This is a genomic window from Pseudomonas sp., assembly GCF_035554175.1.
GTDB lineage: Bacteria > Pseudomonadota > Gammaproteobacteria > Pseudomonadales > Pseudomonadaceae > Aquipseudomonas.
On sequence record NZ_DATMIV010000034.1, the window covers coordinates 21,859 to 41,998 of the forward strand.

The 20,140-nt window shown below is 60.1% G+C and carries 17 protein-coding genes; 6 read left to right on the forward strand and 11 right to left on the reverse strand.

Features of this window, described 5'->3' with window-relative positions; all coding sequences use genetic code 11:
- Positions 1-66 precede the first annotated feature (66 nt).
- The 4 genes from sutA to glnK all read right to left on the reverse strand — a co-directional run bounded on the left by sutA (position 67) and on the right by glnK (position 2,849).
- Positions 67-393, reverse strand: a complete 327-nt coding sequence (gene sutA, locus VNV36_RS16510) for a dormancy-specific transcriptional regulator SutA (protein WP_016772583.1) — start codon at positions 391-393, stop codon at positions 67-69.
- Between the two features lie 101 nt (positions 394-494).
- Positions 495-920: a secondary thiamine-phosphate synthase enzyme YjbQ gene (locus VNV36_RS16515; RefSeq protein ID WP_325718687.1), complete on the reverse strand. Its 426-nt coding sequence runs from the start codon at positions 918-920 to the stop codon at positions 495-497.
- Positions 921-1,135: 215 nt separating this feature from the next.
- On the reverse strand, positions 1,136-2,473 hold the full coding sequence (locus tag VNV36_RS16520) for an ammonium transporter (protein ID WP_325718688.1): 1,338 nt from the start codon (positions 2,471-2,473) through the stop codon (positions 1,136-1,138).
- 37 nt (positions 2,474-2,510) lie between these two features.
- Positions 2,511-2,849, reverse strand: coding sequence for a P-II family nitrogen regulator (gene glnK, locus VNV36_RS16525; RefSeq protein ID WP_002555808.1), 339 nt, complete (start codon positions 2,847-2,849; stop codon positions 2,511-2,513).
- A gap of 394 nt (positions 2,850-3,243) precedes the next feature.
- Between glnK and VNV36_RS16530 the strand changes: the two genes are divergently transcribed.
- Both VNV36_RS16530 and VNV36_RS16535 read left to right on the forward strand, forming a co-directional pair.
- Entirely contained in the window at positions 3,244-3,504 is a 261-nt protein-coding gene (locus VNV36_RS16530; RefSeq protein ID WP_007920416.1) for an accessory factor UbiK family protein, read from the forward strand.
- 990 nt (positions 3,505-4,494) lie between these two features.
- On the forward strand, positions 4,495-5,988 hold the full coding sequence (locus tag VNV36_RS16535; protein WP_325718689.1) for a YifB family Mg chelatase-like AAA ATPase: 1,494 nt from the start codon (positions 4,495-4,497) through the stop codon (positions 5,986-5,988).
- Here the strand turns inward: VNV36_RS16535 and VNV36_RS16540 are convergent.
- The 3 genes from VNV36_RS16540 to VNV36_RS16550 all read right to left on the reverse strand — a co-directional run bounded on the left by VNV36_RS16540 (position 5,985) and on the right by VNV36_RS16550 (position 10,469).
- Positions 5,985-7,199 carry an aldose 1-epimerase family protein gene (locus VNV36_RS16540; RefSeq protein ID WP_325718690.1) on the reverse strand — a complete coding sequence of 405 codons (1,215 nt, stop codon included), beginning with the start codon at positions 7,197-7,199 and terminating at the stop codon, positions 5,985-5,987. The two genes, VNV36_RS16535 and VNV36_RS16540, sit on opposite strands and share 4 nt — an antisense overlap.
- A 186-nt stretch (positions 7,200-7,385) precedes the next feature.
- Entirely contained in the window at positions 7,386-9,362 is a 1,977-nt protein-coding gene (locus tag VNV36_RS16545; protein WP_325718691.1) for a methyl-accepting chemotaxis protein, read from the reverse strand.
- A gap of 186 nt (positions 9,363-9,548) precedes the next feature.
- Complete coding sequence (locus tag VNV36_RS16550; RefSeq protein ID WP_325718692.1) at positions 9,549-10,469, reverse strand: LysR substrate-binding domain-containing protein; 921 nt, start codon at positions 10,467-10,469, stop codon at positions 9,549-9,551.
- A gap of 161 nt (positions 10,470-10,630) precedes the next feature.
- Here VNV36_RS16550 and VNV36_RS16555 point away from each other — a divergent pair, with 161 nt between their 5' ends.
- Positions 10,631-12,025, forward strand: a complete 1,395-nt coding sequence (locus VNV36_RS16555) for a NorM family multidrug efflux MATE transporter (RefSeq protein WP_325718693.1) — start codon at positions 10,631-10,633, stop codon at positions 12,023-12,025.
- A 129-nt stretch (positions 12,026-12,154) separates the two neighbouring features.
- On the opposite strand, the gene VNV36_RS16560 is transcribed toward VNV36_RS16555, so the two are convergent.
- Positions 12,155-13,828: a putative bifunctional diguanylate cyclase/phosphodiesterase gene (locus VNV36_RS16560; RefSeq protein WP_325718694.1), complete on the reverse strand. Its 1,674-nt coding sequence runs from the start codon at positions 13,826-13,828 to the stop codon at positions 12,155-12,157.
- Between the two features lie 58 nt (positions 13,829-13,886).
- Here VNV36_RS16560 and VNV36_RS16565 point away from each other — a divergent pair, with 58 nt between their 5' ends.
- Genes VNV36_RS16565 through VNV36_RS16575 form a run of 3 tightly spaced genes read left to right on the forward strand, consistent with a single transcriptional unit; the run spans position 13,887 to position 16,739 of the window.
- On the forward strand, positions 13,887-14,051 hold the full coding sequence (locus VNV36_RS16565; protein ID WP_325718695.1) for a hypothetical protein: 165 nt from the start codon (positions 13,887-13,889) through the stop codon (positions 14,049-14,051).
- 48 nt (positions 14,052-14,099) lie between these two features.
- A complete protein-coding gene (gene rep, locus VNV36_RS16570; RefSeq protein WP_325718696.1) occupies positions 14,100-16,109 on the forward strand; it encodes a DNA helicase Rep in 2,010 nt (669 codons plus the stop codon).
- 57 nt (positions 16,110-16,166) lie between these two features.
- Positions 16,167-16,739, forward strand: a complete 573-nt coding sequence (locus tag VNV36_RS16575; RefSeq protein ID WP_042607125.1) for a xanthine phosphoribosyltransferase — start codon at positions 16,167-16,169, stop codon at positions 16,737-16,739.
- 125 nt (positions 16,740-16,864) lie between these two features.
- Here VNV36_RS16575 and VNV36_RS16580 read toward each other — a convergent pair whose 3' ends face one another.
- From VNV36_RS16580 to relB, 3 genes are all read right to left on the reverse strand, one after another.
- Positions 16,865-18,787 carry an acetyl-CoA hydrolase/transferase C-terminal domain-containing protein gene (locus tag VNV36_RS16580; RefSeq protein ID WP_325718697.1) on the reverse strand — a complete coding sequence of 641 codons (1,923 nt, stop codon included), beginning with the start codon at positions 18,785-18,787 and terminating at the stop codon, positions 16,865-16,867.
- Between the two features lie 168 nt (positions 18,788-18,955).
- The gene (locus VNV36_RS16585; RefSeq protein ID WP_325718732.1) at positions 18,956-19,369 is read right to left on the reverse strand and encodes a c-type cytochrome; all 414 of its coding nucleotides are present in this window, start codon (positions 19,367-19,369) and stop codon (positions 18,956-18,958) included.
- Between the two features lie 181 nt (positions 19,370-19,550).
- Positions 19,551-20,099 (reverse strand): type II toxin-antitoxin system RelB family anti-toxin, encoded by a 549-nt coding sequence (relB, locus tag VNV36_RS16590; RefSeq protein ID WP_016772566.1) that lies wholly within the window; start codon positions 20,097-20,099, stop codon positions 19,551-19,553.
- Positions 20,100-20,140 lie beyond the last annotated feature (41 nt).

Sequence of the window (20,140 nt, forward strand, 5' to 3'; positions counted from 1 at the left end):
CTTTTTCTTCAGGCATAAAAAAACCCGCAGCGACGGCGGGCTTTTTCAGCAAGCGAGCGACGCGCCTCAGATAGGGCGGCTGCCGTACTTGTTGTCCGGCTTCTTGGGCGGATCAGCGACCACGTTGGCCTCCACTTCCTGCACCTTGCCGCCGCGTGCAAGGAATTCTTCCATGGCCTTGGCCAGGGCATCACGCTCCTTGTTCTTGGCTTCGATGCTCGGCAACTCGTCGACCGATACCGCAGCCTTGGCTTTGCCTTTGGCAGCCGGGGCCGGCGTGTCGTCACCGCCATCGTCCTCGGCAACGTCTTCCGCTGCCGCTTCCAGGCCTTCCTCGGCCTCGTCTTCGTCGCCTACTTCGAGGTCGTCGTTTTCCAGATCATCGTCGCTCATGTTCTACCTCATGACTTGCCAAAAGCAGATTAGTTATAGACCAGCTTTGGCGACTGTCGAAGCCGCCGTTGAAAAATCTTCCACCGCTGCGAATCAGCGGCTCATACCTGTTCACCGTGCAAGGTGGCGAGGACTTTACGGGCACCGCCATGATCGCGGTGCTCGCCCAGATAAACGCCTTGCCAGGTACCCAGCGCCAACCGTCCTGCCGAAACCGGCAGACTGATCTGGCAACCCAGCATGCTGGCCTTGAAGTGCGCCGGGAGATCATCCGGGCCTTCGTCGTTGTGCTCGTAGCCGTCTGTTCCTTGTGGGATCAGGCGATTGAAAAATCGTTCGAAGTCGCGACGAACTGCCGGATCGGCGTTCTCGTTGATGGTCAACGACGCCGACGTGTGCTGCAGCCACAGATGCAACAGACCGACCCGGCAGGACTTGAGTTCAGGCAAGCCTGCGAGCAACTCGTCGGTTACCAGATGAAAGCCCCGGGGCCTTGCCCGCAGGGTTATCAGAGTCTGTTGCCACATACAGTTCTCCGCTCGTTCGGGGCGCATTCTAGCGTGCTCTGAAAAAAAACAAAGACCCTAATACGCCTGCAACGACGTAAGCCATTGCCCGCAGAAAAACCCTTGTCATAAAGGCGAGCAAAGACGTAAGAAAAATCCTTTAAGCCGCCCCTTGAGTGACAAACTCCGGACAAAAAAATGCCCGGCGAACCGGGCAATTTTTTTGTTGCGCGTGCTTACAGGTTGTAGCCGCGTTCGTTGTGTTGTGCCAGATCGAGGCCGACCGACTCTTCTTCCTCGCTCACGCGCAGACCCATGACGGCGTCCAGTACCTTGAGAATAATGAAGGTGACGATCGCGGTGTAGATCACCGTGAAGCCCACGCCTTTGACTTGAATCCAGACCTGCGCGCCGATATCAGTCACGGTGCCGAAACCGCCCAGCGCCGGTGCGGCAAACACACCGGTGAGGATCGCGCCGAGGATACCGCCGATACCGTGTACGCCGAAGGCATCCAAGGAGTCGTCATAACCGAGTTTGCGTTTCAGGGTGGTGGCGCAGAAGAAGCACACCACGCCTGCGGCCAGACCGATCACCAGTGCGCCCATCGGGCCTACGGTGCCAGCGGCCGGGGTGATCGCGACCAGACCGGCGACCACACCTGAAGCAATGCCCAGTGCGCTTGGCTTGCCGTGGGTGACCCACTCGGCAAACATCCAGCCCAGTGCGGCAGCGGCGGTTGCAATCTGGGTCACGAGCATCGCCATGCCGGCAGTGCCGTTGGCGGCGGCTGCGGAACCGGCGTTGAAGCCGAACCAGCCAACCCACAGCATGGCTGCGCCCATCAGCGTGTAGCCGAGGTTATGCGGCGCCATCGGCGTAGTCGGGAAGCCCTTGCGCTTGCCCAACACCAGGCACGCCACCAGACCGGCGATACCGGCGTTGATGTGCACCACGGTGCCGCCGGCGAAATCGAGCACGCCCCAGTCCCACATCAGGCCGCCGTTACCGGACCAGACCATGTGCGCAATCGGCGCATAAACCAGGGTGAACCAGATGCCCATGAAGATCAGCATCGCGGAGAACTTCATGCGCTCGGCGAAGGCACCGACGATCAGCGCCGGAGTGATGATCGCAAACGTCATCTGGAAGGTAATGAACACTGCCTCGGGGAACAGCGCCGCCGGGCCGGTAATGCTCGAAGGCGTGACACCGGCGAGGAACGCCTTGCCCATGCCACCGAAGAACGAATTGAAGTTGACGACGCCCTGTTCCATGCCTGTGGTGTCGAAGGCAATGCTGTAGCCGTAAATGACCCACAGGATGCTGATCAGACCGGTAATGGCGAAGCACTGCATCAGCATGGAAAGAATGTTTTTCGAGCGAACCATGCCGCCGTAGAACAGCGCCAGGCCCGGAATGGTCATGAACAGCACGAGGGCTGTCGAGGTGAGCATCCAGGCCGTGTCGCCGGAATTGAGGACTGGCGCTGCCACTTCGTCTGCCGCCATGGCGAGGCCGGGCATTACGATGGACAACAGGGCGCCTAGCCCTGCGAATTTACGCAGAGTCATATTGTTTTCTCCTGGGGCGTTGGGTTTGTGGCGGCGCTTAGATCGCGTCGGTATCGGTTTCGCCGGTACGGATGCGGATCGCCTGTTCCAGATTGACCACGAAGATCTTGCCGTCACCGATCTTGCCGGTGTTGGCCGCCTTGGTTATCGCCTCGATAACCCGATCCAGATCCTTGTCGTCGATGGCCACGTCGATTTTCACCTTGGGCAGAAAATCGACCACATATTCCGCGCCGCGATACAGCTCGGTGTGACCCTTCTGCCGGCCGAAGCCTTTGACTTCAGTGACGGTAATGCCCTGCACGCCGATTTCGGACAGCGACTCGCGCACGTCGTCCAACTTGAACGGCTTGATGATGGCAGTGACTAGCTTCATGAAACTCTCTCCCGATTTGGTGGACTTGCCCCAGGAAAACAAACCCGTCTCAAGTCTAAGCGCAGTGCCTGGCTTTGTAACGCATCGTTGACGCCAGCTAACCGCATCAGACGAAACTCCCCGCTTCGTCTTCCGCACTGCATTCGTCACAGCGACTGCATCAGTGCATGGGTCGAGGGTGACTAAGCAGAAACCTTGCCAGCTCGGCAAAAACCCAGCATTTCAACCATTTGGCCAGTGTTGTGCGCACTCGCGCAGAAAAGCCTTTGCCGATACGCACAACAACGGTGCGCCACCGTCCGTCCCTCTGCGCGAAAAGCGTGCATCCGCGCAACGGGATTGACTATAGACACTGCGTGATACACTGCCGGCCATTGTTTCCAGGACATTTCCCATGCTCGCGCCCAAAGACTTCCTCGACGCCCTGAGCGGCACCGCCTCCCGCCTGTTCAGCGGCGACACCCCGCTGCCAAAAGCCGAAATCGAAAGCCAGTTCAAAATGCTGCTGCAAAGTGCCTTCAGCAAACTCGATCTGGTCAGCCGGGAAGAGTTTGATAGTCAGATGGTCGTACTGGCTCGCACTCGCGCTCGCCTCGAAAGCCTCGAAGCCAAAGTCGCCGAGATGGAAGCCAAGCTGACGCCGCCCGCGGAATAATCCGCGCCCCCTGTAGGAGCTGCCGAAGGCTGCGATCTTTTGATCTCCGGCCCTTCAACCATCCCGGCAACGTTCTACAACCTGCACCACCGCCGTCCGATTGCGCCGAAAAGCCCAGGTTTCTAAGCTCACCCGAGGCTGAATGTTCAGCACCGGGTTTGGCGACCTGGGCAGGCCATGGTGGAAAGAGCTTCCGTGGTTATATCTTTGGCACGATCCCCGATATGCCAAAATTCGGCTTGCCAGGCGGGGAGATTTATCTGCGGGCAGGTATCCACCGTCGAGCGAATAGTGGTTTTGGCGTAGTGCACATTTGGGAAGCCCATAGTGCCGATTTGCTCAAGCATGGTTGCCAGACTGCCGATGGGGTAGCAGCGATTGTTGCGAAAATGATCGTCCCGGGAGCACAAATCTATTGTGAGTTCAAAGAACAGCGATGTGGAAACAGGGTCGCGGGACTGAGGACTTCTATGGGAACACTGATTCTTGAACCGCGACACGAGCGCGCCACAGGATTTGGTTACTTCGTGGTGACTTGGTACCCGCAAAAACGCGCACATGGCACGTTAGTGGGGCAGATACCACGAGCACCGTCAAATCAAAAATAAAAAAAGCGTCCGATGGACGCCTTTTAAGTATTTTTTGAGGAGTAGTCGCAGCGATTCTTTAGCTCCGGGCTTTACAGCCTTGGGTTCAGAATCCGACAGGCTAGCCCGTCGTCACTACTTCAGAGAAACCAGCTTTCTCTGCTGCCAAAAATGCGGGGGAGCTTTTGCTGGTGCCCAGTCCCGACGAATGCGCAGTTGCAGTCCTCGTATGGGATGATCCTTCAATGCCGGGCGAGAGTCAACGCTCCAATCCAGGCAAGCAGTGACAGCCCATCGGGTCTGGATACGTCTTGTAAACCTCTATTTCAGCACTGAAACCCGGCTCAACTACCCTTCAAAAACCCGCAGGATGCGGCTCCCCGATTCAGCTCAAGGAACGACCATGTCCCTCTCCATTGTCCACAGCCGCGCCCAGGTTGGCGTGGAAGCTCCAGCCGTCACTGTCGAAGTCCATCTGGCCAACGGTCTGCCGTCGCTGACCATGGTCGGCCTGCCTGAAGCGGCGGTGAAGGAGAGCAAGGATCGGGTGCGCAGCGCGATCATCAATTCCGGGCTGCAGTTTCCGGCGCGGCGGATCACCTTGAATCTGGCGCCGGCGGATCTGCCCAAGGATGGCGGGCGGTTTGATCTGGCTATTGCGCTGGGAATTCTGTCGGCGAGTGTGCAGGTGCCGTGTCTTACACTGGATGAGGTGGAATGTCTGGGTGAGTTGGCGCTGTCGGGTGCCGTCCGACCGGTGCGTGGCGTGCTGCCGGCGGCACTGGCGGCGCGCAAGGCCGGGCGGGCGTTGGTGGTGCCGCGGGCGAATGCGGAAGAGGCGTGTCTGGCCTCGGGACTGAAGGTCTTCGCGGTCGATCACTTGCTGGAAGCGGTGGCACATTTCAACGGGCACACGCCAGTGGAGCCTTACGTTTCCGATGGCCTGATGCACGCTGCCAAGCCCTATCCCGACCTCAACGAAGTGCAGGGTCAAACAGCCGCCAAGCGCGCACTGCTGATTGCTGCAGCGGGGGCGCATAACCTGCTGTTCAGCGGGCCTCCAGGCACCGGCAAGACGCTGCTGGCCAGTCGTTTGCCGGGGTTGCTGCCGCCGCTTTCCGAGTGTGAAGCGCTGGAGGTGGCAGCGATTCAGTCGGTCGCCAGCGGGGTGCCGTTGACTCACTGGCCGCAGCGCCCCTTCCGCCAACCGCACCATTCGGCTTCCGGGCCGGCGCTGGTCGGGGGCAGTTCGAAACCGCAGCCCGGTGAAATCACCCTCGCCCATCACGGCGTGCTGTTTCTCGATGAATTGCCGGAGTTCGATCGCAAGGTTCTCGAGGTGCTGCGCGAGCCATTGGAATCCGGGCATATCGTGATCGCTCGGGCCAAGGATCGCGTACGTTTCCCCGCGCGATTTCAGTTGGTGGCGGCGATGAACCCGTGTCCCTGTGGATATCTTGGCGAACCGAGCGGCAAATGCTCATGCACACCGGACATGGTCCAGCGCTATCGCAACAAATTGTCGGGGCCGCTGCTGGACCGGATCGATTTGCACCTGACCGTGGCGCGGGAGGCAACCGCGTTGAATCCGACAGCCAAGCCCGGCGGAGACAGCGCCAGCGCTGCGGCGTTGGTGGCCGAAGCGCGGGAACGCCAGCAGAAACGCCAAGGCTGTGCCAATGCGTTTCTCGATCTGCCGGGGTTGAAGCGTCACTGCAAGTTATCCACAGCCGATGAAAAATGGCTGGAAGCAGCCTGCGAGCGATTGATCCTGTCGCTGCGCTCAGCGCATCGCCTGCTCAAGGTCGCGCGCACACTGGCGGATCTTGAGCAAGTCGATGCGATTACCCGTGAGCATCTGGCCGAGGCACTGCAATACCGGCCGGCGACACCTTAATGCTCGGTCAGATCAACCAGCGGCGCCTGGCGCACTTCTGTGTCGCGCCCGGCCTGAATCTCGCTCACCCGATTCAAGGCGTTATCCACCGCAGCTTTATCGACCAGCAGGCTGTAGCTGATTTTGAACTGTTTGTGTTGTTTCGGCGCAATGGTCGGCACCAGATTCAACGGCCGCTGATAGCGACGGTTATAGGAAAAACTGGTGCCCGGCTCCAGCCCGGTGACGTAGCCCTGCCCTTCGGTGTCGGTGTTTTTCCACAGCGAGAACACCGGCAACTGCTCGATGTTGAAGCCAACGGACACGCCGAGACTACCGGTCTTGTTGTGCAACACAGTCAAGGTGTCGCCTTTGGCGTCGGCGTAAGGCACGACGTTGTAGACGGTTTCGTCATAATCCTTGGTTGGCGCGCGATAGGTCTGCCAGTCGGGCAGATCACCCTTGGCCTTGTCGTTGAACGGCGACACCTGCTTCACCGGCGCAGCGAATTTTGCCCCCTGCTCAAGAAACGGCGTGCTGAAATTGCTGTGATACAGCGCCTGATATTCCTTCGCATAGTCGCCGTTGTTGGTCAGGGTGTCGTTGAGGGCGAAGCTTGCGCTGCCCGGTTCGGTGACCAGTTCGGTCGCTACCGAGAAATCGACTTTCTTGAATGCCTGCTCTTTGAGTTCGCCGCGCAATGTGATGGCGTACGGTGGCTTTTCATCGATGTGCAGAGTGACGGTACTGGCCGGGATGTTGGCGGCACGACCATGCAGGGTCAGCAGTTCACCATTGTCCATGCCGGGATGCCCGACCCACTCGTAACCGCAACGGGTGACCAGTTCATTGAAGCCTTCCAGCCAGCCCAGGCCTCCGCGACCGTTGAGCTCGATGAACGCCGGGTTGACCACCTCCTTGACCGGCGAATCCCAACCCATGCGCACGTCGCCCACCGAAGCTTGCAACACGTTCATGCCGCGGGTCGGCACCACCGAAAGCTTCATCGTGCCGTTATCGATATCCACGATGCTGACGCCCTCCTGCCGACCGCCATGCAAAGTGCGCAGAGTCACGGAAAACGGTCTGGCGGTTTTCACACCGAGTTGTTCGCTGGTGATCGTCCAGTTCTTTGCCGCAGTGTTGGCGTCGAGCAGGACATAATCCCAGGCCATGGCGTGAGACGCAGCAGAGAATGCGCCGAGGGCGACGAGGAGTTTGAGCGGAGTCATGGCAGTAGCCCTTATTGGAGTTGTGCCATTTTTATAGCGCTGCGGAAACGTTTCAGCAAGTCTGGAGAAGTCGTCGGAGGAAAGCATTCGCCAGCAGGCTCCCTCTCACATGGATTTTGGGCCGGTCACAACAACACCGAAAACCGTGGGAGCGAGCCTGCTCGCGATAGCTATTTCATACGAGCATCAACGGAAGCGATCAACCTCGGAACGCAGATCCGCTGCCAGTTTCTCCAGCTCTTTTGCGGTAATAGCCAAGTTGGAAACCACCTCACGCTGCTCGCTGTTGGCCAGGGCAATGCTCTGCAAGTTGCTGCTCAGCAATGTCGCAGTGCTGCTCTGCTCCTGAGTGGCGGTGGTGATTGCAGCGAACTGCTGCCCCGCCGAACGGCTCTGTTCGTCGATCCGCGCCAGCGCCGAGGCGACATTGGCGTTACGCGACAGACCTTCCTGCATCAGCACATTACCCTGCTCCATGGTACTGATCGCGTTGCCGGTTTCCTGCTGGATGCTGTGGATCATGCTGGAGATTTCATCGGTGGCCTGACGGGTACGCGAGGCCAGGCTGCGCACTTCGTCCGCCACCACGGCAAAGCCGCGGCCCTGCTCGCCGGCACGGGCGGCTTCGATCGCCGCGTTGAGCGCCAACAGGTTGGTCTGCTCGGCGATCGAAGTGATCACGCCGACAATGCCGCCGATTTCCTGGGAGCGTTGACCCAAAGTGTTGATCACGGTCGCGGTGCTGTTCAGCGCACCGGCAATCTGCTCCAGCGACGACGACGCTTCTTCCATGGAGTTGCGACCGATCTGGGTTTGCTGGGCGTTTTCCTGTGCCAGGCGCTGAGTCGCGCCCATGTTGTCAGCGATGTTCAGCGACGTCGCACTGAACTCTTCCACCGCGCCGGCCATGCTGGTGATTTCGCCCGACTGCTGCTCCATGCCTTCGTAAGCACCACCGGACAAACCGGACAATGCCTGCGCGCGACTGTTGACCTCTTCCGAGGCGCGGCGGATGTGCTCGACCATGGTCGACAGTGCCTGGCTCATCTGATTGAAGGCACGGGACAGCTGACCGATTTCGTCGTGGCTCGACACATTCAAGCGCACGCTCAGATCACCGGCACCCAAGGCCTCAGCCTGACGCACCAGATCGCCCAGTGGCGCCAGTTTGCTACGCAACAGCCAGACCACGGAGCCAACGGCCAGCAGCATCGCCAACAAGCTGCCGATGGCCAGTTGTGTACCGACGCTCCAGGTCACCGCGCGGATTTCGGTTTTTGGCATGCTCGCGACCACCGACCACGGCCCACCTTCGAACGGCACGGCGATGCTGTAGAAGTCTTCGCCCTTGTCGCTCCAGAATTCACCCTTGCCGGGTGTTTTCACCAGGTTATTGATAGTCGGGACGGCTTGATCCAGCGCTTCGACGCCAGCAATCGGCACCAGCCATTTGTTCTGCTCGTCGAGCAGCGCCAGCGAGCCGGTCTGGCCGATGCGGAAGCGCTTGAGGTTGGCGAACTGGGCGTTTTGCGCGTCGGTGTAATCGAAGCCGACGTACAACACGGCGATGATCTTGCCGCCCGCGTCGCGCACCGGGGTGTACTGCGACATGTAATAGCGTTCGAACAACAGCGAGCGGCCCACATAACTCTGCCCGGCCATCAACTTCGCGTACGCCGGGTTGGCATGATCGAGCACGGTGCCGATGGCACGGGTGCCATCCTGCTTGGTAACGTTGGTGCTGACACGGATGAAATCTTCGCCGCTGCGCACGAACACGGTGGCCACGCCGGCGGTCATCTGCTTGAACTCGTCAACTTCCTTGAAGTTGTTGTTCAGCACCTCGTTGCCCAAATGCAGGCCCGGCGTCTGCACGCCGGCCACGGTCACTGGCTGATCCGGGTGCACACTTAAACCGCTGCCGAAGCGTTTTTCAAACAGCCCGCTCAAGCGCAGGGTGCTTTCGCGCAGGGTGCCGTGGAAGGTACTGAGTTGGTCTGCCAGCAGCCGGGCCTCACTGGCCAGGTGCTCTTCACGGGTGGCGAGGTTGGCGGAATCCAGCGAACGCAAGGCAAAAACCGTACTGCCGCTGATGACTATCGCCAGTATTACAGCGAGGGCAAGGCCCAACTGCGAGGCGATCCGAGCACGAGGTTGAGACATGAACAGCTCCTGGCCGAGCCACCGGATCCTCCTTGATCGCAGTAATTGCCCGGAAAATATTCTAATGGGGGTGTAGCGCGAAACCGGCACGACGGTTCCACATGCTCCTAGTCGGCGGTAAAGCCGAATACTTGAGCGCGTTGCGTGGGTATGGCGCAGTGGTGGCATTGTGCCGGCTCGAACGTTTCAGCTCAAGCGTGCCACCACTGGCAACTGCATGGCGCGGACTTCCCCTTGCAGAAAGTCACTGAGGCGGCGCAAACGTTCACCTCCCGGGCGCGGTTTTGGCCACACCAGGTAATAGTTCAAGCCACTGGCGACCGCCGTTGGCCACGGCAGACTCAAGCGCCCTTGCGCGACATCTTCGGCGACCATCAACAAATCGCCCATCGACACGCCGTAGCCGCGTGCCGCCGCAATCATGCCCAGCTCCAGCGTGTCGAACACCTGCCCGCCCTTGAGCGAGACCTGATCGGACAAACCCATGCGTTCCAGCCAACTGCGCCAGTCGCGGCGATCCGGGGTCGGGTGCAGCAGTTCAGCGGCAGCCAACCGCGCCACATCCCAGGGTTGATCATTGAGCAGGTTCGGCGCGCCGACCGGAATCAGTTCTTCCGGGAACAGCAGACTCGCTTCCCAGTCCGGCGGGAAATGCCCGTCACTGAGCAGCACTGCACAATCGAATGGCTCATTGTTGAAATCCACCGAATCGACATCCATCCACGCGCTGGTCAATTGCACTTCATTGCCCGCCTGCAAGTGGCGGAAGCGACTCAGCCGCGCCAGCAGCCATCGCATGGTCAGGGTTGATGGCGCTTTCATGCGCAGAATGTCGTCTTCGGCGCGCAACGTATTGCAGGCGCGCTCCAGAGCTGCAAAACCTTCGCGAATACCGGGCAACAACAGACGCGCGGATTCGGTGAGTTGCAGGTTGCGGCCGCTGCGATGGAACAGCCGGCAGGCGAAATGTTCTTCAAGGGTGCGCATGTGCCGACTGACTGCGCTCTGGGTGATCGACAGTTCTTCGGCCGCGCGAGTGAACGAGCTGTGTCGCGCTGCTGCTTCGAATGCGCGCAGGGCATACAACGGCGGAAGGCGTCGGGACATACGCAAAGCTCCAGTAGCGGGGGGGGTGCAGCCAATCCGGGCAACATTTCAGGATGAGTTTTAATCATGCAACCCATCCTTTTTATCCCTTTGTGCAAAGCCTGCCAAGCGCCGAGAATCGACGGTCTCCTGTTCCCTCTGATATTTGGGTGGTGATGACCATGCAGCATCCTGTGCGCACCGAACTCTGGGCCATCCTGCGGTTGGCGGGGCCGCTGATTGCTTCACAGCTGGCGCACATGCTGATGGTGCTGACCGACACCCTGATGATGGCACGCCTCAGCCCCGAAGCCCTCGCCGGTGGTGGTCTGGGCGCGGCGAGCTATTCGTTCGTGTCGATTTTCTGCATCGGTGTGATTGCAGCGGTCGGCACACTGGTGGCAATCCGTCAGGGTGCCGGCGACATCATCGGCGCGGCACGCTTGACGCAGGCCGGACTGTGGCTGGCCTGGTTGATGGCCCTCGGCGCCGGGCTGCTGTTGTGGAACCTGAAACCCGTGTTGCTGCTGTTCGGCCAGACCGAAACCAACGTCAACGCCGCCGGGCAGTTCCTGATCGCCCTGCCCTTCGCCCTGCCCGGTTATCTGAGCTTCATGGCCCTGCGTGGCTTCACCAGTGCGATTGGCCGGGCAACGCCGGTGATGGTCATCAGTCTCGCCGGCACCGTGGCCAACTTTCTGCTCAACTACGCATTGATCACCGGCATGTTCGGCCTGCCGCATTTGGGTCTGACGGGTATCGGTCTGGTCACGGCGATCGTTGCCAGTTGCATGGCGCTGGCGCTGGCCTGGCACATTCGCCGGCATCCGGCCTATGACGCCTATCCATTGCGCGCCGGCCTGTCGCGGCCGAACCGGCAATACCTGAAAGAACTCTGGCGGCTGGGCCTGCCCATCGGCGGCACCTATGCCGTGGAAGTCGGGCTGTTCGCTTTTGCCGCGCTGTGTATGGGCACCATGGGCAGCACGCAACTGGCGGCGCACCAGATCGCTTTGCAGATCGTTTCGGTGGCGTTCATGGTACCGGCGGGAATGTCTTATGCGATCACGATGCGCGTCGGCCAGCATTACGGCGCCGGGCAGCTTAACGATGCGCGGATGGTCGGTCGCGTTGGCATCGCTTTTGGCGCGGTGGCGATGCTCGGGTTTGCCATGGTGTTCTGGTTGTTGCCGAATCAGTTGGTCGGCCTGTTCCTCGACCATAACGACCCGGCGTTTGCCGAGGTCATCCGCCTGGCGGTGAGTCTGCTGGCAGTCGCGGCCTGGTTCGAGCTGTTCGATGGCACGCAGACGATCGCCATGGGCTGTATTCGTGGGCTCAAGGATGCCAAGACCACATTTCTGGTCGGGCTGGGTTGCTATTGGCTGATTGGCGCTCCAGCGGCGTGGTGGATGGCGTTCCACCTGAACTGGGGGCCGACGGGGGTCTGGTGGGGCCTAGCGCTGGGCCTGGCGTGTGCGGCGGTGAGCCTGACGCTGGCGTTCGAATGGAAGATGCAGCGGATGATTCGGCGCGAGCCGCAAGCTCAAGGTTTTAACATCCCCCAGGCCGAATGAGGGTTTCCTTTGTGGGAGCGAGCCTGCTCGCGAAGACAGAGTGTCAGGCAGAAAGCATTCAGCTGACAGAACGCATTCGCGAGCAGGCTCGCTCCCACAGGAGTTTCGGGTTGGCCGCAAAAGCCGTGATCAACCGACGATTTCCAGAGCCGGCTGCTGGCTCGATCCCGACGTCAGATACTCCACCAGCTCAGCCAACGGCAACGGCCGGCTGATCAGATAGCCCTGCACCTGATCGCAACCGAACCCGCGCAATAACTCCAGTTGCTCCGGCGTCTCGACCCCTTCGGCAACCACTTCCAGATGCAGGTTGTGCGCAAGGTTGATCATCGCGTGCACCAGTTTGCGATTCTCTTCGCGCTGCTCCATGCCGCCAACAAAACTCTTGTCGATCTTCAGCAGGGTGATTGGCAGGCTGTTGAGGTGCACGAATGACGAAAACCCGGTGCCGAAATCGTCCAGCGAGAAGCGCACGCCGAGGCGGCCGAGGGCGTCCATGGTTTGCTTGACCAGATCGCTGCGCCGCATCACCGCGGTTTCGGTCAGCTCGAACTCCAGCCATTGCGCCTCGACGCCGCGTTCGGCAATCAGCCGGCTGAGCGTCGGCAGCAACTGGCTGTCCTGAAACTGGCGGAACGACAGGTTGATCGCCATGTGCAGCGCCGGCAGACCTTGTTCGCGCAGGGCCTGCATGTCGCGCAAGGCGCGGGAAATCACCCAGTAACCCAACGGCACGATCAGACCACTCTGTTCGGCCAGCGGCACGAATTCGCTCGGCGGCAGCAGACCGCGTTCGCCATGACGCCAGCGCACCAGCGCTTCGAGGCCGACGATCTGACCATCTTCAAGATTCAGGCGTGGCTGGTAATGCAGCTCCAGCTCATCGCGGCGCAAGGCGCGGCGCAGCTCGCTTTCGAGGTCGGCGATGCTCCGTGCATTGCGGTTGATGCGTTCGTTGAAGATATGAAAGGTGCAGCCCTGGGTGCTTTTCGCCTGCTGCATGGCGATGTGCGCGTGCCACATCAGCGGATCGGCGCCGCCATTGGCGCGGGCATGGGCGATGCCGAGACTGGAGCCGATCAGCAGACTTTCGCCGTCGACCCAATAGGGTTCGGCCAACGCTTCGGTAATGCGTTCGGCCATCCATTCGGCGCGCTGTGGCGCGCGGCGGGTGTCGATCAGCAGGGCGAATTCATCGCTGCCTAGCCGCGCCAGTTGGTCGCCGGCCTCCAGCTGACTTTTGAGCCGGGCGACGACTTGCAGGATCAGACGATCGCCGGCCTGATGACCGAGGGCATCGTTGGCGTGACGAAAATTATCAAGATCGAGATGGCCGAGGGCCAGGCCGCGACCGTCTCCTTCCGCAAGACGCGCTGTCAGCAGAGTCTGAAAACCCTGGCGGTTGGCGATACCGGTCAGCGGGTCCTGCTCGGCGAGACGCTGCAGAGTGTTTTCGAGCACGCCGCGTTCGCGCACATGGCGCAGGCAGCGCTGGAGCATGCCGGCGTCGAGGGCGTCGAACACCAGCCAGTCGCTGACACCCACCGGCGCGCTGGCCGGTTCATGCTCCAGCAGCAAAACCGTCGGCAGGCTGCATCGGCCGGGCGCCGGTTGCAATGCTGGCAGGGTCAACAGCACCGCGTGGCGGTTGTCTTCGAACAGGCGGCTGACCGAATCCCAGTTCGGCGCGCTGATCAGCACCGCCGCGCTCCCCATCGGAGCCAGACACTCACGCAACAACGCTGTCCACGCTGGCTCTTCGGCCAGTAGCAGCAAACGCAAGGGTTCGACAGGCGTAGACAAGCTGACTCCCTAGACTCTGCAATGATGTAGGCGGGGCATTATGCCGGTGTGCTGAACAATGACCAATGCGCTGACCGATGACAACGGCATCGAACGTTATTTTGTGTCACGAATGAGAACATTAGCCGCAAAATCCCCGCGTATCCTGCGTGAAAGTAACCAAACCGGCAAATCTGAATCGCGTGTTGCGTCACAAGTCGGACAGAGCAGCACAAATCGCTGAGCCTGTTAAAATGCCGGCCCATTTCGTCACCGACTCCCGAATTTTCTTATGTCCCGACTCAATCCCCGGCAGCAAGAAGCCGTGAACTACGTCGGCGGCCCTCTATTGGTGCTCGCCGGTGCTGGCTCCGGCAAGACCAGCGTGATCACGCGCAAGATCGCCCATCTGATCCAGAACTGCGGCATCCGCGCCCAGTACATCGTCGCCATGACCTTTACCAACAAGGCCGCGCGGGAAATGAAGGAACGCGTCGGCACGCTGCTGCGTGCCGGTGAAGGTCGCGGCCTGACCGTCTGCACCTTCCACAACCTGGGCCTGAACATCATCCGCAAGGAGCATGCGCGGCTGGGCTACAAACCCGGTTTCTCGATCTTCGACGAGACCGACGTCAAAGCCCTGATGACCGACATCATGCAGAAGGAATACGCAGGCGACGACGGCGTCGACGAGATCAAGAACATGATCGGCGCCTGGAAGAACGACCTGATCCTGCCGCCCCAGGCTCTTGAAAATGCTCGCAATCCCAAGGAACAGACCGCCGCCATCGTCTACACCCACTACCAGCGCACGCTCAAGGCATTCAACGCGGTGGACTTCGACGACCTGATCCTGCTGCCGGTAAAACTCTTCGAAGAACATGCCGACATTCTCGAAAAGTGGCAGAACAAGGTGCGCTACCTGCTGGTCGACGAATACCAGGACACCAACGCCAGCCAATACCTGCTGGTGAAAATGCTCATCGGCAAGCGCAACCAGTTCACCGTGGTCGGCGACGATGACCAGTCGATCTACGCCTGGCGTGGCGCGCGGCCGGAAAACCTGATGCTGCTCAAGGACGACTACCCGTCCCTGAAAGTGGTGATGCTCGAGCAGAACTACCGCTCCACCAGCCGCATCCTGCGCTGCGCCAACGTGCTGATTTCGAACAACCCGCACGAATTCGAAAAACAGCTGTGGAGTGAGATGGGCCACGGCGACGAGATCCGCGTGATCCGCTGCCGCAACGAAGACGCCGAAGCCGAGCGCGTGGCCATGGAAATCCTCAGCCTGCACTTGCGTACCGACCGCCCGTACAGCGACTTTGCGATTCTTTATCGCGGTAACTATCAGGCCAAACTGATCGAACTGAAGCTGCAGCATCACCAGGTGCCGTATCGCCTGAGCGGCGGCAACAGCTTCTTCGGTCGCCAGGAAGTGAAGGACCTGATGGCCTACTTCCGCCTGATCGTGAACCCGGATGACGACAACGCCTTCCTGCGCGTGATCAACGTGCCGCGCCGCGAGATCGGCTCGACCACCCTGGAAAAACTCGGCAACTACGCCACCGAGCGCAAGATTTCGATGTACGCCGCTACCGACGAAATCGGCCTGGGCGAACATCTCGATAGCCGCTTCACCGACCGCCTGTCGCGGTTCAAGCGCTTCATGGACAAGGTTCGCGAGCAGTGCGCCGGCGAAGATCCGATTTCGGCGCTGCGCAGCATGGTCATGGACATCGACTACGAGAACTGGCTGCGCACCAACAGCTCCAGCGACAAGGCCGCCGATTACCGCATGGGCAACGTCTGGTTCCTGATCGAGGCGTTGAAAAATACCCTCGAGAAGGACGAAGACGGTGAAATGACCGTCGAGGACGCCATCGGCAAACTGGTGCTGCGCGACATGCTCGAGCGTCAGCAGGAAGAAGAGGACGGCGCCGAAGGCGTGCAAATGATGACGCTGCACGCGTCCAAGGGTCTGGAATTTCCCTACGTGTTCATCATGGGCATGGAAGAGGAAATCCTCCCGCACCGCTCCAGCATCGAAGCCGACACCATCGAAGAAGAACGTCGCCTGGCCTACGTGGGCATCACCCGCGCCCGGCAGACTCTGGCATTCACCTTCGCCGCCAAGCGCAAGCAGTACGGCGAAATCATCGACTGCGCACCGAGCCGCTTCCTTGATGAGCTGCCGCCGGACGATCTGGCCTGGGAAGGCAACGACGACACCCCGACCGAAGTCAAAGCCGTGCGCGGAAATAGCGCATTGGCCGATATACGCGCGATGTTAAAGCGCTAGAATCGACTACTTTTTAATCTACCTTCGGCGCCCCATGCGCCAACTGAGGAAGCTGTTGTGGAAGCACTGCACAAAAAAATCCGCGAAGAAGGCATCGTGCTTTCCGATCAGGTTCTGAAAGTCGACGCCTTTCTGAACCACCAGATCGACCCGGCCCTGATGAAATTGATCGGTGACGAGTTTGCCGCGCTGTTCAAGGATTCCGGTATCACCAAGATCGTCACCATCGAAGCCTCTGGCATCGCCCCGGCGATCATGACCGGCCTGAACCTCGGCGTACCGGTGATCTTTGCCCGCAAGCAACAGTCGCTGACTCTGACCGAAAATCTGTTGTCGGCGACCGTCTACTCGTTCACCAAGAAAACCGAAAGCACCGTGGCCATTTCCCCGCGTCACCTGACCAGCAGCGACCGTGTGTTGATCATTGACGACTTCCTGGCCAACGGTAAGGCCTCGCAAGCGCTGATCTCGATCATCAAACAGGCCGGCGCCACCGTTGCCGGTCTGGGCATCGTCATCGAGAAGTCGTTCCAGGGCGGTCGCGCCGAACTGGACTCGCAGGGTTATCGCGTCGAGTCGCTGGCTCGCGTGAAGTCGCTGAAGGATGGCGTTGTCACCTTCATCGAATAAAGCCACACAGCCCCTCCCCTGTAGGAGCTGTCGAGTGAAACGAGGCTGCGATCTTTTGATCTGCTTCAGATCAAGATCAAAAGATCGCAGCGTGCCGCAGCTCCTACAGGTTTTTGGGTGGTCAGTTATTGCGCGGTGGCTTTGAGTCCTGTGAGCAGCAGGCGTTGGAACAGGTCTTCCTTAAGGCCTTCCGGATTGGTCAGCTGCATCCGCTCAAGGTGTTCCGGGAATGCTGAAGCCTCCGGCGCATCCAGCGCTGCCTTGCCCAATTCCAGAATCTCGCTCAGCTTGAACTTGCTCTTCAGCCAGTTCAGCGCGCGCAACAGATCCCGTTCGATCGCGGTGAAATCACAGCCCAGCGGGTACTCCGGAAACAGGTTCGGATGCCTTGCGGCAATCGCCTGCAAGCGTTGCGGTGTGTTGTCGGCAAACCGTGGATCGAGACGGAAATCCTTCGGCAGCTTGCCGACTTTCTGCGCCTGTTCGATCAGCCCCGCCTGGAAGCGTGAGTCGCTGATATTGAGCAGCGCTTCGATCACCGCCGCGTCGGACTTGCCGCGCAGGTCGGCGATGCCGTACTCGGTGACGACGATGTCGCGCAGATGCCGCGGGATCGTGCAATGGCCGTAGTCCCAGACAATATTGGAACTGACCTCGCCGCCCGACTCGCGCCAGCTGCGCAGGATCAACATTGATCGCGCGCCCTCCAGCGCATGGCCTTGGGCGACGAAGTTGTACTGCCCACCCACCCCGCTGAGCACGCGCCCGTCTTCGAGCTGATCGGCCACGCCGGCACCCAGCAGAGTCATGGTGAACACGGTGTTGATAAAGCGCGCATCGATGCGCTGCAAGCGCTTGAGCTCTTCTTGTCCGTACAGCTCGTTGATGTAGCTGATGCGGGTCATGTTGAATTCGAGCAGCCTGCTTTGCGGCAACTCGCGCAGCCGGTCATAAAAACTGCGCGGTCCAAGAAAGAAGCCGCCATGCACGCAAATACCGTCGGGCTGCGCAGCTTCATCAAGGGTGCCGGCGTTGGCCTGCTCCTGCGTCGGCACGTCAGGGTAGACCTTGCGCCGAACGATCCCGGCATCGGCCAGCACCAGCAGGCCGTTGACGAACATTTCGCTGCAACCGTACAGGCCTTTGGAAAACGGTGCGGTGCCGCCCTCGCGCTGGATCAACTGCGCCCATTGGCTGAGGTTGATGTCATCGAGCAACGCTTGATACCCGGCGTTATCGGCCTGACGGGCAAGCAATGCGGCGGTCAACGCATCGCCCATCGAACCGATACCGATCTGCAACGTGCCGCCGTCGCGCACCAGCGTACTGGCGTGCAATCCAATGAAATGATCCTGAAATCCCACCGGCATGTTCGGCGTAGAAAACAGCGTGCTGCTGTCCTTCTCGTCGATCAGCAAATCAAACGTGTCGATGTCGATCTCGGCATCACCGGGCATGTACGGCAGATCCGTATGCACCTGGCCGACCAGCACAATGGTCTCCCCCGCCGCGCGGCGCTTGGCGATCATCGGCAACAGGTCGAGGGTGATGTCCGGATTGCAACTCAGGCTCAGCCGATCGGGATGTTCGCTGTTGCTGGCCAGCAATTGCGCAACCAGATTCAGCCCGGCGCCATTGATATCGCGCGCAGCGTGGCTGTAATTGCTGCTGACGTAATCCTGCTGCGCTGGCGCGCTGGTGAGCAGACTGCCCGGCTGCATGAAGAATTGCTGGATGCGAATGTTGGCGGGCAGGCTGTCGCGCTGCAGATCGGCGAGGAAATCGAACTCGGGATAATCACCGAATACACGCTCGACGAAGGGCTCGATGAAGCGCTTTTGCAGACCATCGCCCAGATTCGGCCGACCAAGGCACAACGCGGTGTAGATCGTCAGCTGCCGCTCGGGCAGCTCTTTGATACGCCGGTACAGCGCGTTGACGAAGTGATTCGGCTTGCCCAACCCCAGCGGCAGGCCCATGTGGATATGCACCGGCAGACGAGCCAGCACGTCATCCACCGCCTGTTCGATCGAACACAACTGCACCATCTGAAGCCTCCCGCCCGTTCCGTTGATAGGGGTAGACCGAGATTGCCTTGAGTTTGCTGCAAAGGACAGCGTTTGGTTTGGAAGGACCAGGTCCTGAATGAATCGGGATACCAGAAACCACAGGCACAAAAAAACCGTCCGAAGACGGTTTTTTCAAGAAGCCGCTGATTACAGACCGGACATCTCTTTGATCGCACCCTTGAGCTCTTCATCGGAGCAATCGGCACAGGTGCCTTTTGGCGGCATGGAGTTGATGCCGGTGATGGCCTTGGCGAGGATGCCATCCAGACCACCCTGGTGATCGGCTCGCTCTTTCCATGCTGCCTTGTCGCCGATCTTCGGCGCGCCGAGCAGGCCCGTGCTGTGGCAAGCGTTGCAGTGCTTGGCGATCACGTCTTTAGGGGCCTTCGCACCACCGCCGCCGCCCGCGGTTGCTGCCACTTCCATGCCCTTGCATTCCTGCCCTTGAACACACACCTGGCCGACGGGCTCGAGGCGTTTGGCAATGTCGTCATTCGTCGCAGCTTGAGCGCTGACAGCCCAGAGGGCCAGTACGGTTGCTGGTGCAGCCAGCATTTTCATAATTAGATTCACGCGTTCACCCTCAATGGTGGCTATTCACGCCTGCGGCCACGGTTCGCAGGCGGGCGCAAGTATAGCGGGTAGGCCGCTGTACTGAAACAACCCCATGGTTAGAGGGGTCTTGTTGCGTTTCGGAAAAACCGTCCTGGAGCCTTTGCTGTAATGGCCTGGCGCCTCTTGCTCAGAAATTCGCCGGCGTGGCTGCGCTGATCAGTCGCGCCGGAACGTCGAACGGATTACGGAAACGATGCGGCTTGGTACTTTCAAAATAGTAGCTGTCGCCGGCCTCGAGGATAAAAGTTTCCAGACCTACCACCAGTTCCAGGCGACCTTCGACCAGAATCCCGGTTTCTTCGCCTTCATGGGTGAGCATTTCTTCGCCGGTATCGGCGCCCGGCGGGTAGATTTCGTTGAGGAAGGCGATGGCTCGGCTGGGGTGCGCGCGACCGACCAGCTTCATGGTCACGGCGCCGTCGGAAATGTCGATCAGCTCGTTGGCCTTGTAGACGATCTGGGTCGGCTGGTCCTGCAGGATCTCTTCGGAAAAGAACTCGACCATGGACATGGGGATCCCGCCGAGCACCTTTCTCAGCGAACTGATCGAAGGGCTGACGCTGTTCTTTTCGATCATCGAAATGGTGCTGTTGGTGACGCCCGCGCGTTTGGCGAGTTCACGCTGGGAAAGCCCTTTGAGCTTGCGGATCGATTGCAGTCGTTCACCGACGTCCAAGGCGGGAGCCTCCTGATGTTGTAAGAATATTGAGCGTTATC

Excerpts from the sequence above, each read along its gene's own strand:
- sutA (WP_016772583.1), bottom strand. The coding sequence starts at position 393 with ATGAGCGACGATGATCTGGAAAACGACGACCTCGAAGTAGGCGACGAA.
- VNV36_RS16515 (WP_325718687.1), bottom strand. The coding sequence starts at position 920 with ATGTGGCAACAGACTCTGATAACCCTGCGGGCAAGGCCCCGGGGCTTT.
- VNV36_RS16520 (WP_325718688.1), bottom strand. The coding sequence starts at position 2,473 with ATGACTCTGCGTAAATTCGCAGGGCTAGGCGCCCTGTTGTCCATCGTA.
- glnK (WP_002555808.1), bottom strand. The coding sequence starts at position 2,849 with ATGAAGCTAGTCACTGCCATCATCAAGCCGTTCAAGTTGGACGACGTG.
- VNV36_RS16530 (WP_007920416.1), top strand. The coding sequence starts at position 3,244 with ATGCTCGCGCCCAAAGACTTCCTCGACGCCCTGAGCGGCACCGCCTCC.
- VNV36_RS16535 (WP_325718689.1), top strand. The coding sequence starts at position 4,495 with ATGTCCCTCTCCATTGTCCACAGCCGCGCCCAGGTTGGCGTGGAAGCT.
- VNV36_RS16540 (WP_325718690.1), bottom strand. The coding sequence starts at position 7,199 with ATGACTCCGCTCAAACTCCTCGTCGCCCTCGGCGCATTCTCTGCTGCG.
- VNV36_RS16545 (WP_325718691.1), bottom strand. The coding sequence starts at position 9,362 with ATGTCTCAACCTCGTGCTCGGATCGCCTCGCAGTTGGGCCTTGCCCTC.
- VNV36_RS16550 (WP_325718692.1), bottom strand. The coding sequence starts at position 10,469 with ATGTCCCGACGCCTTCCGCCGTTGTATGCCCTGCGCGCATTCGAAGCA.
- VNV36_RS16555 (WP_325718693.1), top strand. The coding sequence starts at position 10,631 with ATGCAGCATCCTGTGCGCACCGAACTCTGGGCCATCCTGCGGTTGGCG.
- VNV36_RS16565 (WP_325718695.1), top strand. The coding sequence starts at position 13,887 with ATGACCAATGCGCTGACCGATGACAACGGCATCGAACGTTATTTTGTG.
- rep (WP_325718696.1), top strand. The coding sequence starts at position 14,100 with ATGTCCCGACTCAATCCCCGGCAGCAAGAAGCCGTGAACTACGTCGGC.
- VNV36_RS16580 (WP_325718697.1), bottom strand. The coding sequence starts at position 18,787 with ATGGTGCAGTTGTGTTCGATCGAACAGGCGGTGGATGACGTGCTGGCT.
- VNV36_RS16585 (WP_325718732.1), bottom strand. The coding sequence starts at position 19,369 with ATGAAAATGCTGGCTGCACCAGCAACCGTACTGGCCCTCTGGGCTGTC.